16 protein-coding genes and 1 tRNA gene are annotated in these 12,262 nt (G+C 63.5%); 8 read left to right on the top strand and 9 right to left on the bottom strand.

Annotation, left to right across the window (positions count from 1 at the left end):
• Positions 1-32: 32 nt before the first annotated feature.
• The gene (locus AB4Z38_RS03630) at positions 33-1,640 is read left to right on the top strand and encodes an alpha/beta hydrolase (RefSeq protein WP_441428444.1); all 1,608 of its coding nucleotides are present in this window, start codon (positions 33-35) and stop codon (positions 1,638-1,640) included.
• Here the strand turns inward: AB4Z38_RS03630 and AB4Z38_RS03625 are convergent.
• Positions 1,595-2,077, bottom strand: a complete 483-nt coding sequence (locus AB4Z38_RS03625; protein WP_441428443.1) for an endonuclease domain-containing protein — start codon at positions 2,075-2,077, stop codon at positions 1,595-1,597. The genes AB4Z38_RS03630 and AB4Z38_RS03625 overlap by 46 nt on opposite strands.
• Positions 2,078-2,192: 115 nt before the next feature.
• Positions 2,193-2,936 carry an HAD-IA family hydrolase gene (locus AB4Z38_RS03620; RefSeq protein WP_441428442.1) on the bottom strand — a complete coding sequence of 248 codons (744 nt, stop codon included), beginning with the start codon at positions 2,934-2,936 and terminating at the stop codon, positions 2,193-2,195.
• 222 nt (positions 2,937-3,158) lie between these two features.
• Here AB4Z38_RS03620 and AB4Z38_RS03615 point away from each other — a divergent pair.
• The 5 genes from AB4Z38_RS03615 (at position 3,159) to AB4Z38_RS03595 (ending at position 6,688) form a co-directional block, all read left to right on the top strand.
• Positions 3,159-3,231 (top strand) — tRNA-Thr (locus AB4Z38_RS03615).
• Positions 3,232-3,414: 183 nt separating this feature from the next.
• Positions 3,415-3,639, top strand: coding sequence for a helix-turn-helix domain-containing protein (locus AB4Z38_RS03610; RefSeq protein ID WP_404503081.1), 225 nt, complete (start codon positions 3,415-3,417; stop codon positions 3,637-3,639).
• Positions 3,632-4,927: a type II toxin-antitoxin system HipA family toxin gene (locus AB4Z38_RS03605; RefSeq protein ID WP_441428441.1), complete on the top strand. Its 1,296-nt coding sequence runs from the start codon at positions 3,632-3,634 to the stop codon at positions 4,925-4,927. Before AB4Z38_RS03610 ends, AB4Z38_RS03605 begins: the two co-directional genes overlap by 8 nt.
• A gap of 171 nt (positions 4,928-5,098) precedes the next feature.
• Complete coding sequence (locus AB4Z38_RS03600; protein WP_441428440.1) at positions 5,099-5,776, top strand: hypothetical protein; 678 nt, start codon at positions 5,099-5,101, stop codon at positions 5,774-5,776.
• A 51-nt stretch (positions 5,777-5,827) separates the two neighbouring features.
• Positions 5,828-6,688 (top strand): tRNA ligase subunit PheS family protein, encoded by an 861-nt coding sequence (locus AB4Z38_RS03595; protein ID WP_441428439.1) that lies wholly within the window; start codon positions 5,828-5,830, stop codon positions 6,686-6,688.
• On the opposite strand, the gene AB4Z38_RS03590 is transcribed toward AB4Z38_RS03595, so the two are convergent.
• The 4 genes from AB4Z38_RS03590 to AB4Z38_RS03575 form a co-directional block, all read right to left on the bottom strand.
• Complete coding sequence (locus AB4Z38_RS03590; protein WP_441428438.1) at positions 6,574-7,125, bottom strand: hypothetical protein; 552 nt, start codon at positions 7,123-7,125, stop codon at positions 6,574-6,576. The genes AB4Z38_RS03595 and AB4Z38_RS03590 overlap by 115 nt on opposite strands.
• 32 nt (positions 7,126-7,157) lie before the next feature.
• Positions 7,158-7,841 carry a hypothetical protein gene (locus AB4Z38_RS03585; protein WP_441428437.1) on the bottom strand — a complete coding sequence of 228 codons (684 nt, stop codon included), beginning with the start codon at positions 7,839-7,841 and terminating at the stop codon, positions 7,158-7,160.
• Positions 7,842-8,024: 183 nt separating this feature from the next.
• Positions 8,025-8,294 carry a type II toxin-antitoxin system RelE family toxin gene (locus AB4Z38_RS03580; protein ID WP_441428436.1) on the bottom strand — a complete coding sequence of 90 codons (270 nt, stop codon included), beginning with the start codon at positions 8,292-8,294 and terminating at the stop codon, positions 8,025-8,027.
• Positions 8,291-8,572, bottom strand: a complete 282-nt coding sequence (locus AB4Z38_RS03575) for a type II toxin-antitoxin system Phd/YefM family antitoxin (protein ID WP_441428435.1) — start codon at positions 8,570-8,572, stop codon at positions 8,291-8,293. The genes AB4Z38_RS03580 and AB4Z38_RS03575 overlap by 4 nt, the downstream gene beginning before the upstream one ends.
• Before the next feature lie 153 nt (positions 8,573-8,725).
• On the opposite strand from AB4Z38_RS03575, the gene AB4Z38_RS03570 reads away from it, so the two are divergent.
• A complete protein-coding gene (locus AB4Z38_RS03570; protein ID WP_441428434.1) occupies positions 8,726-9,142 on the top strand; it encodes a hypothetical protein in 417 nt (138 codons plus the stop codon).
• A gap of 467 nt (positions 9,143-9,609) precedes the next feature.
• Positions 9,610-9,786, top strand: a complete 177-nt coding sequence (locus tag AB4Z38_RS03565; protein ID WP_441428433.1) for a CsbD family protein — start codon at positions 9,610-9,612, stop codon at positions 9,784-9,786.
• A gap of 389 nt (positions 9,787-10,175) precedes the next feature.
• On the opposite strand, the gene AB4Z38_RS03560 is transcribed toward AB4Z38_RS03565, so the two are convergent.
• The 3 genes from AB4Z38_RS03560 to AB4Z38_RS03550 form a co-directional block, all read right to left on the bottom strand.
• The gene (locus tag AB4Z38_RS03560; RefSeq protein WP_441428432.1) at positions 10,176-11,015 is read right to left on the bottom strand and encodes an aldo/keto reductase; all 840 of its coding nucleotides are present in this window, start codon (positions 11,013-11,015) and stop codon (positions 10,176-10,178) included.
• Positions 11,016-11,132: 117 nt separating this feature from the next.
• A complete protein-coding gene (locus tag AB4Z38_RS03555) occupies positions 11,133-11,585 on the bottom strand; it encodes a hypothetical protein (protein WP_441428431.1) in 453 nt (150 codons plus the stop codon).
• An 8-nt stretch (positions 11,586-11,593) separates the two neighbouring features.
• Complete coding sequence (locus tag AB4Z38_RS03550; RefSeq protein ID WP_441428430.1) at positions 11,594-12,247, bottom strand: bacterial proteasome activator family protein; 654 nt, start codon at positions 12,245-12,247, stop codon at positions 11,594-11,596.
• Between the last annotated feature and the right edge of the window lie 15 nt (positions 12,248-12,262).

Raw genomic sequence — 12,262 nt, 5'->3', positions numbered from 1 at the left:
ACAGCACGCTTCCCCAGCCTGAGGAGAAACGCATGACCCCCGCACGACGCCGGCCCGCCGGGTCCAGTTCCAGGACACGGTTCCCCTCACTGCGGCGGGCGGCAGCGGCAGTCGCTGCCACGGTCTCCGCCAGCCTGCTGCTGAGCGGCTGCGTGTTCTCGGTACCGGTGCCCAACGATGGCGCCAGCAACGGGTCCGGCGGCGGCAACGTCAGCAGCCCCGACGCGTCCATCGCGGCCGCGGCGCCGGCAGGACTGGAGAGCTTCTACTCCCAAAAGGTGAACTGGACGTCCTGTGAGCAGGGATTCCAGTGCGCCAACATCAAAGTGCCGGTTGACTATGCCAAACCCGATGGTGACAGCATCTCCATCGCGGCGATCCGGCTCAAGAGCCAGGGCCCGAAGAAAGGCTCGCTGCTGGTGAATCCCGGCGGCCCCGGCGCTTCAGGCTATGACTTCGTCAGGGATGCGGCGAAGACGCACTTCACCAGCAAGCTGCGGTCCAGCTTCGACCTGGTGGGCTTCGACCCGCGCGGCGTCAAGCGGTCGGCACCGGTGACGTGCCTCAGCGATGCCGAGCGGGACGCTTCCCGCGAGAAGGTCTACAACTATGACACTGACCAGGGCATCGCCGCGGCACTGGCCGACACGAAGGCCATCAATGCCAAGTGCGTGGAAAAATCCGGGCCCGCACTGCCGCACATTGACACCGCCAGCTCCGCCAAGGACATGGACATCCTCCGCGCAGTGCTGAACGACGCAAAACTCAACTACCTCGGCTTCTCCTACGGAACCTCGCTCGGCGCCACCTATGCGTCCTTGTTCCCGAACAACGTCGGCAAGCTTGCTTTGGACGGCGCAGTGGATCCGTCCCTCAACAACGAAGACCTCACCGCGGGGCAGGCAGAGGCGTTCGAAAAGGAGCTCCGCACTTATGTGGCGGATTGCCAGGCAAAGTCCGGATGCCCCATGACCGGCAGCGTCGATAACGGCGTCCAGCAGATCCAGGACCTCATTGCCGACGTCGAGCAAAATCCCAAGCGCGCCAAGGACGGCCGGCTGGTCACCGGAGCGACCTTTGTCAGCGGCATTTTCACCCCGCTCTACGACAACGAATCGTGGCCTGTCCTGACCCAGGCGTTGGTGGCCGCGTTCAAGGGCGACGTGTCACTCATGCTTCGGATTGCCGACTTCGGCGCGGACAGGGACCCGAACGGCACCTATACGTCAAACACCACGTTCGCGTTCAACGCCATCAACTGCCTTGACTACCCCATGGTCACGGACACCGCCGGGATGCGTTCCGAGGAAGCCCGGCTGAAGCAGCTCTCCCCCACCTTCGGCTACTACTTCGCCTACGGCGGCATCAACTGCAAGGACTGGCCCTACAAGCCGGTGCATACGCCGGCTCCCGTCAAGTACACAGGCACGGCGCCGATTGTGGTTGTTGGCACCACCGGGGATCCCGCGACGCCTGTCGCCTGGGCTGGTTCGCTTCGGAAACAACTCGGCAACGCTTCCCTCGTGACGTGGAAGGGCGAAGGCCACACCGCCTACGGCCGCTCCAACCAATGCGTGTCCGACGCCGTCGACAACTACTTCGTGGATGGAAAGGTGCCTTCGGACGGGACTATGTGCTGACTGTTGGGCCAAGTGGTCATTTGTTGACGCGTAGCCCGGATGGCGGCCTGCACTTCCGCGACCATGGCCTCCGGGCAGTGAACAACGTCCTCGTAGAAGTACCTCAACACAGTGAAGCCGCCGGCAACAGAAGTGTTGTCCCGGCGCCGATCCCTCTTGATGGCCCGGGGTTCGAAGTGCGTCTTGCCGTCCAGCTCAACGATCAAGAAGCGCTCGACGACGAAATCAACCTCCCCGACCCCGGGCAGTTCCACCTGCTGCACGAAAGCGATTCCAGTCTGCTGGAAGTGCATGGCCGCCAGTGGTTCAAGGAGGGAATCGGCTCTGCGGCGCACGAGATCCAAGACGTCCCTCGCCCGGCCGTTCCGGTTGCCGGGCAGCTTGCCGCGTAGGAACTCCACGGTTATGTCGCCACGCGCAACGGCACATTGAACCATGACCAACGCTTCAGCTGGCGGCCGACACCGCAACCCATGCACCAGCACGTCGGCAAGAGCTGCCACCGGTCGGTCCGGCAAGGGTGGCAAGTGGTAGATCGTTGAGGAGCCGGCGCTAGAGCCGTGCCGCGCGGGGCTCCAGCAGCGCGGGAAGGTACTTGACTGAGGGCACGACGGCGGTGGCCCCGGCCGCGCGCAAAGCCGCCTCGGAGTGGAAGCCAGTAAGCACACCCACCACGGCGGAGGCGCCGGAACGAACGCCGGACAACATATCCGAGCTCGTGTCCCCCACCACGACGACCTCGCGGACATCATCCAGGTCAAGGGCCAACACGGCCGTGAGAATCATGTCCGGGTAAGGGCGACCGCGGCCTGCGTCGGCGGGGCACAAGCTGAGATCCGCCTTCCCCATCCAGCCCAGCGACTCAAGCACCATGTTCTGGGTGTGCCGGCCGAATCCCGTGGCCAGACAGACTTTCACGCCGGAGTCCCGCAACCAGTCGATGGTTTCCTCGGCGCCTGGAATAGCCCGGATGCCGCCGTCGGCAATCAGATCGTCGTAGGCGCGTTCGAAGGCCTTGTTGGCGCTCTCAGCGCGTTGAGCTTCTTCAAAAAGATGGCTGAAAACGGTCAACTTCGAAAAGCCCATGGTGTCCCGGGCGTAGCCGAGCATGCTTTCGAAACGGGGCGAACCAGGCTCGACGCCGGTCTCCTGCAGGGCGAGGGACATCGCGCGCTCGGTACGGCCTTCGTCGGTAATCGTGGTGCCCACCATGTCCAAGACAGCAAGCCGGAGCCGCTGCGCACGGTGCGCCCCGGCGTCGTCCGCGTTGATCCTCTTGCCGCTGTCCATGCTCATGGCGCCCCTTCGCTGGTTGATGACCGAAATCGTGCGGCCACGTTAGTCCGCCCAGCTTGCCCCCGGTCCGCGACGACGGCCTGAACCCGGCGCGACGAGCGGGTGAATTCCGAAACAACGGCGCCACGGGAGCTCCGCGCGGGGCTGTTTTGACCCGGACGAGGTGACTCTATTACAGTTGTATCTTGCGTGATTCAGCCGGTACCCGGACGATAACGCGGTGCTTCCTTAGCTCAGTCGGTAGAGCGTTTCACTCGTAATGAAAAGGTCATCAGTTCGATTCTGATAGGAAGCTCGAAAAGCCCCGCCATTCCGTTGGAATGAGCGGGGCTTACTTCTTAACTCCACGGCTGCCTCCACGGCCCGGGCACGAGTGCGAATCGACGACGGGTTGATTACCTTTTCGTAATCACCATGCTATGATTACGAAAAGGTAGTCAAATGGTTTGGATTACGAGTAGCTCATCAAGGTGGTCGAATGCACGGCATCATGAAGTCTGTTTCGGACCTGGGCCTGATGGTCTACGGCATACGGCAGCGCACCGGGCTCTCCCAGCGCGATCTGGCCGCACGGCTTGGGGTCAGCCAGCGGTACCTCTCCGAACTGGAGACCGGAAAGCCCAAAGTCCTCAATGACCAGTTCTTCGCTGTCATGGAGAAGCTCGGGATCGAACTGACCTTCCGGGACCGCAACCGTGGCTGAGGCCCAGGATGTCCACCTCTACGGCACCGTCATCGGCAGCATGATCCGTGCCGGTGCCAACACGGTGACATTCGAGTCCTCCGAGGCCGGGATGGCCCGGTTCGGGATCGGCTCGCGGATCCTCTCCGCCAATCTGCCGCTTGGACCCCGGACCTCAACGCCCGACGCCGCGACTGCGTTCTTCGGCGGACTGCTGCCGGAAGGCTCTGGCCGGTCCAATCTGGCCAGACAGGCCCAGGCCAGCCGCGACGACGTCTACGCCCTGGTCTCCTATGCCGGCCGGGACGTCGCCGGCGCGATCCGGATCGGCGGAGACCCCGGTGAACCGGCAGAATCCTATAAACCCCTGACCGACGAGCAGATCGCCGAACGGCTGACACTGATCAACGACTACGCCCTGGGCGCCGTCGGCGGCGGCGGTTCGCTGGCCGGATACCAGCCCAAGACCACCCTTGCCCTGCTCGACGGGGCGTGGCACGCCGGGGTCGACGGCGCCGCCTCCACACACATCATCAAACCGGTGGCCGCAGGTAACGAACAGGCACTGCACGCCGAGGCCTACTGCCTGGAACTGTCCCGCCGGATCGGGCTGACCACTTTTGCCAGCGACGTGCGCACCTTCGCGGGCCGGACCGTCCTTGTCCTGGAGCGTTACGACCGCCGGGTCTCCGGCCGCGGCGTCGAACGCATCCACCAGGAAGACGGCGCCCAGGCTCTGGGTCTGCCCTGGGACACCGACAGCAAGTTCGAAGGCGTCAATCCCGCCGCGAACCTGCGGAGTCTGGCCGGCCTGCTGCGACGCCGCCGCGACATCTTCGACGCCGGACCCGATGACCGCGAGATGCTGCTTGCGCACACTGCCTTCAATACCGCAGTGGGCAACACCGACGCTCACGCCAAAAACTTCGCCACCCTCCGGACCGACGACGGGGCCGTCACCATCGCGCCGCTCTACGACGTCTCCACCCACGCACTTGCGCCCAACGGCCAGCTGAACATGTCACTTCACGTCAACGACCGCGCCTTCCAGCCGTCCCTGACGGTCGAGGACCTGGTCACCGAAGGAGTGTCCTGGGGTCTTGAGGAGCGGTACGCACGCCAGTCAGTCACTGGCACGCTCGAAAAACTGGCTTGCGCTATCGGCCAAGCGGACGGGTCCGCCGTCGGGGAGAACGTGGTCCGATTCATTGCCCACGGGACGAAGAACCTTCTGGACGGCAAAGCTGCCGGCGTCGGCGGCGCACATCCGTCCCTTGTCGCGCTTGACCCTGTGCCCCCGCGAAACTGATGGACCGCGGAGACAGCGCGCTCCTTGCATCTCTCACGCTGCCTGCCCGGCGCGCCGGGCGCTCCGAAGTCCAGGCAACAGGATAGAAAAGATGGGCGGGAGCTACCGGCTTCCGCTCGTCTTTCCTCTTTCCGTGGGACAGACTTCCGAGCTCCCGAACACCTGAGGGTCATGAACTTCCGCAATCGCCTCTCCCTCCGCGCCGCATTCCTCTTTGCCGCATTGGCCCTCACCGGATGCCAGCAGGGAACCCACCCCGCCGCCGAAGCGATGACCAAGTCCGCGTCGCCAGCAGTTCCCCCGGCAGTTGCGGCGGCTGGTAGCGCACCCTCGGGTGCGGCGGCGGCAGCCGTGAAGTCCATCCACTCCCCCGGCGTCGTCGCTACCGACGAGCAGCTTGCCGCCGGACAGTGCTCGGCCAAGGTGATCGACGCGGCGTCCGGCGAGTACCTGCCGGACCCGGCCTGCACTCCAGGGGCAGCAGATCCAGCAGTTACCCAAGAGAACATCGATTCAACCATCTGCACGAGCGGCTACACGGCCACGGTCCGCCCGCCCGCTTCGGACACGAACAAGGTGAAGGCCGAGAGCCTGCGCGAATACGGTCAGGTCGCAGTGAAGACCACGGAGTACGATCACCTGATCAGCCTGGAGCTCGGAGGCACCAACGCCGTATCGAATCTGTGGCCTGAGCCGAACAAGGCGAGCGCCACGGGCACAACGAACCCGAAAGACGCGGTGGAGAACACTCTGCACAGGGCCATCTGTGCTCACAAGGTCACCCTGTCAGCGGCCCAGAACGCGATCGCCCACAACTGGGTCACTGCGCTCAAAGACCTCGGTTTGTAGCTGCGCGAAGCGCTGACTTCGACGATCAGGGTCGGGACATAAGGACCAGCAATGCCGGCTTATCTCAGTCCCTCAGAACTCAACGACGCTTTGACCATCCGGGATCTCTCAAATCCCGACGGCGGGCATCATGCAATGCAGGCACTCTTGCAGGGCGTCATCCACACGCTCGGCAGCAAATGGGGTGTGCCCGAACGGATCGTTCGACACAGCCCGCTGGTGAGCGTGGCCGACAACTACGACCGCCTGGGGTTCAACGAATCGGACGTGACCCGGGATCAGAGATACTCCCGCTACGTCAGTCCAACAGTGATGCTCCGCAGCCATACTTCGGCGTCCATCCCGTCTCTGCTGCGGGAGTTGGATCCAGACGAATCCAACGAAGAGCTCTGGGTCATTCCCGGTCTTGTCTACCGGCGCGATTCCATCGACCGCACCCACGTGGGAACTCCCCACCAGGTCGACTTGTGGCGCGTCAGCTCGCAGGAGGACCTCGACTCCGGCGACCTGCAGGAAATGGCCGCTTCCCTCGTTCAGGCGGTGCTTCCGGAGGCGCAATGGCGCGCGGTTCCCGCAGTTCACCCCTACACCGGCTGCGCGGGAGCGGCTCCGCATCCGCGACGGTCAGGCCAACGCCTTGATACGCGTGGTGCTTCGCCCTCTCGCCCGGACCATGACCGATACACAGGCCAACCAGATCCGGGACGATGTGTACTTGGCCTTGCACGAAGGTCCGGTCAAGGAGCTCATCGCTGGATCGAGCATGCTCCGCCCGAGGACCAGGGGCAGCTCCATTCTCAGCCCTCGACGATGGACACCGGCAAACCGCCTCCATGCTCGGAAGGGTCGATGCTGTCGAGCTGCCATCCGTCCGCGGATGCCCGGAACGTCGCGTTCTGCGATACCGAGTAGCCCGACGGGACGCGGCTCGGCCCGTTCGCCGCCGAGGCAAGGTATTCCTCGGTCTGTTCCTTGAAATGGACGATCGCCTTCGAACCGGTCACCTCGATCGACTCAACAGTGACCTTTGTCGTAAAGGACGTATACCAGAAGCCTAATGACCTGAATCGAGCCTTCGAACGCTCCACCACCGGCAGGTCCCGACCACGCTTGGCCCGGTAGGCGGCCGTCGTCTGCCTGTCGGCGAGGCGCGGGGCCTGCGGGGTGTCGAGAACGGTGCCGTTACGATCCTCGACGGCGGTCTGGACGATGGCCTCAAGCTCGGCCGACGACGGGCTGGGCGCCGATGAGGTCGGTTCCGGTTCGGGCTGCCCGGCTGCAGCCTGGCACCCGGAAAGGGCCAACCCGAGCAGCACGGCGACGGCGGCCAAAGTGCATGGAAGCTTCATCCTGATCCCCTTGCTGTGGATGTCCCCACAGCCTAAGGGCGTTTCGCGAATTCAATGCGTATGTAGCCGAGCTCGTCGCGTGGGAGCACCGCCGTCACAACGCCGCCCTGTCCGAAGGACGCGCCAACCCCGTACACGAGGGGGTCCGTGTCGATCTCCACCCCCTGCGCTTCGACGCCGTCAATCCATACGTTTACCTCGCGGTTGGCTGGACGACTTCTTAGGTCCCCTGCCTTACGGTCCCAGGCAATGCCTCCCAGCCACTCGCGCCGGTAGCGATTGATGAGGATATGGTTCATATGTTCGGCCAGCACCCGGGCCGGGGACGAGCGGTCGGAAGCCTCGCGGTGCCACGTGGTCCGCACGGCCTCCCAGAGCTGGGGGTATCGCATGCGTTCGACCCCTTCAACCAGCCAGGCCGGTCGCGGCCAAGGCGGAACGTCTTCGATCGACCGTCGCGTCTGCTCGTCGAGCTCGGCCAGATTTATCGGGTCGGATCGGTCAGCGGGGTTGCGCCACAGCGTGTAGGTGATGCTAGCCGACATCTCGTTGTATCCGCGGGAATCCTGCCCGTACTGGATGCCAAGCAAGTCCGGATCTTCCAGCGATGGCTGCGGCACCAGTCCCATGATGAGGATCGGCATCAGCTCCAGACGCCTGGCATGCTCGAGGCGCGGGTCAGGTGCGTCTTCGGGGAGAACTCCATCGAATCTCACTTGCCGATTGTGCGCGGGTCACGAGTGGTTGGCAATACCGCCTCGGCATGGATCCCAGGGACATGACCGGCAGTTGTCGTCGGGCAGTCCTGGTAAAGATCGCTCGGTCCTTGCATTTGGGCTCAAAGGCCTATCGAGGCGGATGTGCTTGCATTCGGCCTTTCGGGAAGCCGCAAGTTCGTCCTATCGATAGGCGTCGCGGCGATGCGCGATCGAGACGATCTCGATCAGTACGACGTCCTCCACGATCCGGTAGATGACGCGGTACTCTCCCCGCCTGGCCGAATACAAGGGGAACAGCGGCTCGTGCAACTGCTTGCCCACGCGTTGAGGGTTCTCACTCAGGGCGCCCGTGATGAACTCAAAGGCCGCAGCTGCAACCTTCTCTGGCAGGTCATGGGTTAGAGCCCGCTTCGCCGACTTTGAGAATCTGACCTCATAACGAGGGCTCACGCCCCGTGCTTGGTCGTGCGCATGTCCGCCTTGACCTCGTCGATGGTGAAGGTTTCTCCGCCAGCCAGTTCCCTCAACCCCTTGCCAATATCCTTGACGAGTTTCGCGTCGGACAATACCGCCACCGTTTCGATCATGGCGTCGTAATCGTCGGCGCCCAAGAGGACCGCGGCACGTGCGCCGTTCCGGGTGATTTCGAACCGTTCATGCGTGGACGATGCCTGTTCCACGATCCGCGAGAAATGCGACCGGGCCTCTGCAACGGGAAGGGTTGTCATGTACATAATTCTAGCGCAACCGCCTAGGGTCTAGGCCGGTTAAAAGCCCCTCATTCGCCAGGTTCGGCCGCCACCGGCCCCCATGATGCCGTGCACCCCCCGCCCAGGTGAGAGGCCCTGCTGTTTCCTCTCCGACAGCGTTACGCTGACGCCATGAAGACCAGGGGACTTCCAGGACTAATGTTGGCGATGCTTCCGGCGGTGGTGCTTGCTCTTGCTGCGTCGGGCTGCACCCCGGAAGCCTGTCCCGCCGTCGGCTTCGTCAACCTGGGCCCGGTCGAGCTTGATCTCTCCGGCCTCCCTGGCGGCACGACTGTCTCCGCCTGCTTCGGAGTCAGCGACCGCTGTGATCCGGTGAAGGTCACCCGCGACAGCTCCGGACGGTTGATGGTTCCTCAGACTCCGCCGTTCGTCCAGCCCGACAACGCTGCGGTGCCGCTCCCCCGGATCCGCATCGTCGCGGCCAAGCCCGACCATTCCATCTCCGACCATCTGTACGGGATAGAGCACACCGCGCCGCGCGGAGGCTGCGACAATACCTACGACCTCATACCCGTGAAAGTCCTCTGAGCAAACCTGCGGCGCCGCATCCCAACCGGCCGGACGAAAGCCACAGCCGCTTCGCTTCCCGCGCCGTCAGGTCGTGCGGCATGATGGGCCGGCGATAGCCGTGAACCCGGAGCGGAAAAGTTTTAGTGGCGGTTGGGCAGGCATATTAAGAGGACTCGAGGCTGCGCCCGTCGCCTTTCGTGTGATCCGATTTGTTTCTCGTCCCGGCCATCATCGTGTTCTCCGCGTTGTGATTCTTCTTTGTGTTCTTCGGGGCCTGGCGGCCCGAACCCCCGGCCCGGCGGCCGTGAGCTCCGCGGCACGTTTTTCGCCTCGGTGATCTTTTCGCCTCACACTGTTGTTCGTCCTTCGCTTCGCTCCGCGCCCGGGTGGACCAGCCGGACTGGATTTGAAATCCAAACCCTAAGCATGCTTAGTATGGAGTAACGGCCGTATCGATCGGCTGCCGAACCAGAGGAGGAAACACCATGGGACTAGGCGACAAGATTGAGAACGCTGCCGGGAAGGCCGGCGGCAAGGGCAAGGAAGCTGCCGGCAACGCCACGGGCGACGAAAACCTGAAGGCGGAAGGCCAGGCCGACCAGGCCAAGGGCGATTTGAAGCAGGCCGGCGAGAAAGTCAAGGACGCCTTCAAAAAGGACTGACCTGACGGTCTAGCGAAGGGCGCATCCCATCGGGGTGCGTCCTTCGCTGTAGGCACGGACTCCCTGCACAGCACTGCCCGACCCGGTACTTCTCCGACGAACAAGAAGCCTTGGGGTGGCTGCGCGTCCTGCGTGCCGCCCGTGCGCCAAGAACCGGCCCGTCCGGCGGAAGTCGCGGACAAGAAGCCCCATCCCGGCAAGTAGCACAGCCACGCCAGTTGCCTCAAACCACGCGCCCGGAAGGTCATTGCGAAGCGCAAAGTTCGCCGACTGAGGAATGAAGATGAGCGGCCTGTGCCCAACGATAAGAACAGAAGGCCCCGCACCCAATTGGGCGGGGCCTTCTGTTGTAAATCTCCGCGAAGTTGTGAAACTGCGCGAGTTGAGAACTATGCGAAGTCTGAGACTGCCGGATCCGGTCCGATGCGGCCTTCGGCGCCTCGGTCCAGGCCGTTGATGGCCTCAATGTCGGCCTCATCCAAGGTGACGCCAAGTGCTGCGAAGTTTTCCTGGATCCGGGACTCGGTCACGGACTTCGGGATCACGACGTTGCCGATCGCCAGGTGCCAGGCGATAACCACTTGCGCCGGAGTGGCGCCGTGCTCGGCAGCGATCCGGGCGATCGTGGCGTTCTCAAGGAGCTCGCCGCCCTGGCCCAAAGGCGACCAGGCCTGCGTCAAAATGCCCCGTGCCGCAGCGAACTCCCGGAGTTCTGCCTGGTTGAAGAACGGGTGCAGTTCGATCTGGTGGATCGCCGGAACAACGCCGGTCTCCTCGATCAGGCGCTGCAGACCTTCCTTGCTGAAGTTGGAGACGCCGATGGACTTGATGCGTCCGCGCTTCTGGAGCTCGATGAGCGCCTTCCAGGTGTCGACGAACTTGTCCTGCTTGGGCTGCATCCAGTGGATCAGGTACAGGTCGAGGGTTTCCAGGCCGAGGCGGTTCATGGACTCTTCGAAAGCGGCGAGCGTGGACTCGTAGCCCTGGTCCGCATTCCACAGCTTGGTGGTGATGAAGATTTCCTCGGGCTTGAGGCCGGAGGATGCGATGGCGCGTCCCACTCCTGCCTCGTTGCCATAGATCTTGGCGGTATCGATGTGGCGGTAGCCGGCGTCGAAGGCCTGACGCACCACCTTTTCGGCTACATCGTCCTCAACCTGCCACACCCCGTAGCCGAGCTGGGGAATGGAGTTGCCGTCGTTAAAAGTAAGGTTCGGTGACGAAGTCATGGCTTCCATCCTGCCAGCGCTCACACGCAGTGGCTACGGATTCCGGCGCCTCTAAGCTAGGCGCTTAATAGTTGCTATGTGGGAATAGACGCGTCTGCACCTAAATCCGCCGATAGCCTACGAGCCGGCTTCGGCCTGCAGCAGCCGTTCGGCTTCGTCTACATGTTCGTAAACGGCTTCAGCGCGTCGTCGCACCGAAACGGCTCCTACAGGAACGGGCCCGACGGCGAGACGCAGCATCGCGGCCGCCTCCGCCGTCGTGGCAAGAGAGTTTCCCGCTTTGGACAGCGCACGATGGACGCCCGCGAGCGATCCGGGAATGTCCAGCCCATCACTGGGCGCACGGAGCTGGGCCTCGGCGCAGATGGCACGTACCCTGGACGACAAGTCCGCAAGTTCGTTCGCAATGGCCACGAGTTCGACGTAGAGCTGTTCGTCTTCTACGCCTTCAAGCACTTGGTGATACCGGTCAAGGCCGCGATGGAATCGGTCGTGGGCACGCCTCCACAGTCCTTTGCCAAGTTCAGCATCATCCTTCCGTCCTTGTCGGACGGCCCCAAAGAATCCCAACCCAGCGCTCAGAGGTATTGACCCGGGTGTCGGTCCGGGTCTTGAACGCGAGAAGGTTTGCCGGGTTCCGCTTCCTTGCCGGGAAGGTGGGCACGCTGCGGTTCACCATTTTCGCCGATAACGACGCCCGGGGCGATCATGGTTCCAGGCGGCAGTTGGCGAAGCTGCAGCTGGGCGACAGCATGCTCCCGGGCTGCCTGCTGGGCAGCAATAGCGGTCTGGATTCCATGGAACAACCCTTCGAGCCAACCGACAAGCTGGGCCTGCGCGATCCGTAGTTCGGCGTCAGAGGGCGTGGCGTGTTCGGGGAAGGGGAGGCTGATGCGCTCCAGTTCTTCCACAAGTTCCGGCGCGAGGCCCTCTTCCAGCTCTTTGATGGAGCGTTCGTGGATGGCGGCAAGGCGCCCGCGTGCTGCCTCGTCCAAGGGGGCACTTTTCACTTCTTCGAGGAGCTGGCGGATCATGGTGCCGATGCGCATGACCTTGGCTGGTTCGTCGACGAGGTCCTGCAGGGTGCTGCCCTTCTTGACGCCAGGCTTGCCTTCTACCTTGGGACCCGCTTCCGATGTGCTCTGTGCCGTGCCAGCGTCCAAGGTTGTGCCCTCCACCGGGATGTCGTCAAAACTCTCGCCACTGGGTTGAGTGTCGTCCTGATCGCTCATGCGTTCATACTCTCA

The organism is Arthrobacter sp. 2RAF6 (assembly GCF_052115205.1).
Taxonomy (GTDB): Bacteria; Actinomycetota; Actinomycetes; order Actinomycetales; family Micrococcaceae; genus Arthrobacter.
Note: the sequence above shows the minus strand (reverse complement) of the source record. Positions and strands in the feature narration are given on the sequence as shown.

Excerpts from the sequence above, each read along its gene's own strand:
- AB4Z38_RS03630 (WP_441428444.1), top strand. The coding sequence starts at position 33 with ATGACCCCCGCACGACGCCGGCCCGCCGGGTCCAGTTCCAGGACACGG.
- AB4Z38_RS03625 (WP_441428443.1), bottom strand. The coding sequence starts at position 2,077 with ATGGTTCAATGTGCCGTTGCGCGTGGCGACATAACCGTGGAGTTCCTA.
- AB4Z38_RS03620 (WP_441428442.1), bottom strand. The coding sequence starts at position 2,936 with ATGAGCATGGACAGCGGCAAGAGGATCAACGCGGACGACGCCGGGGCG.
- AB4Z38_RS03610 (WP_404503081.1), top strand. The coding sequence starts at position 3,415 with ATGCACGGCATCATGAAGTCTGTTTCGGACCTGGGCCTGATGGTCTAC.
- AB4Z38_RS03600 (WP_441428440.1), top strand. The coding sequence starts at position 5,099 with ATGAACTTCCGCAATCGCCTCTCCCTCCGCGCCGCATTCCTCTTTGCC.
- AB4Z38_RS03595 (WP_441428439.1), top strand. The coding sequence starts at position 5,828 with ATGCCGGCTTATCTCAGTCCCTCAGAACTCAACGACGCTTTGACCATC.
- AB4Z38_RS03590 (WP_441428438.1), bottom strand. The coding sequence starts at position 7,125 with ATGAAGCTTCCATGCACTTTGGCCGCCGTCGCCGTGCTGCTCGGGTTG.
- AB4Z38_RS03575 (WP_441428435.1), bottom strand. The coding sequence starts at position 8,572 with ATGACAACCCTTCCCGTTGCAGAGGCCCGGTCGCATTTCTCGCGGATC.
- AB4Z38_RS03570 (WP_441428434.1), top strand. The coding sequence starts at position 8,726 with ATGAAGACCAGGGGACTTCCAGGACTAATGTTGGCGATGCTTCCGGCG.
- AB4Z38_RS03565 (WP_441428433.1), top strand. The coding sequence starts at position 9,610 with ATGGGACTAGGCGACAAGATTGAGAACGCTGCCGGGAAGGCCGGCGGC.
- AB4Z38_RS03560 (WP_441428432.1), bottom strand. The coding sequence starts at position 11,015 with ATGACTTCGTCACCGAACCTTACTTTTAACGACGGCAACTCCATTCCC.
- AB4Z38_RS03550 (WP_441428430.1), bottom strand. The coding sequence starts at position 12,247 with ATGAGCGATCAGGACGACACTCAACCCAGTGGCGAGAGTTTTGACGAC.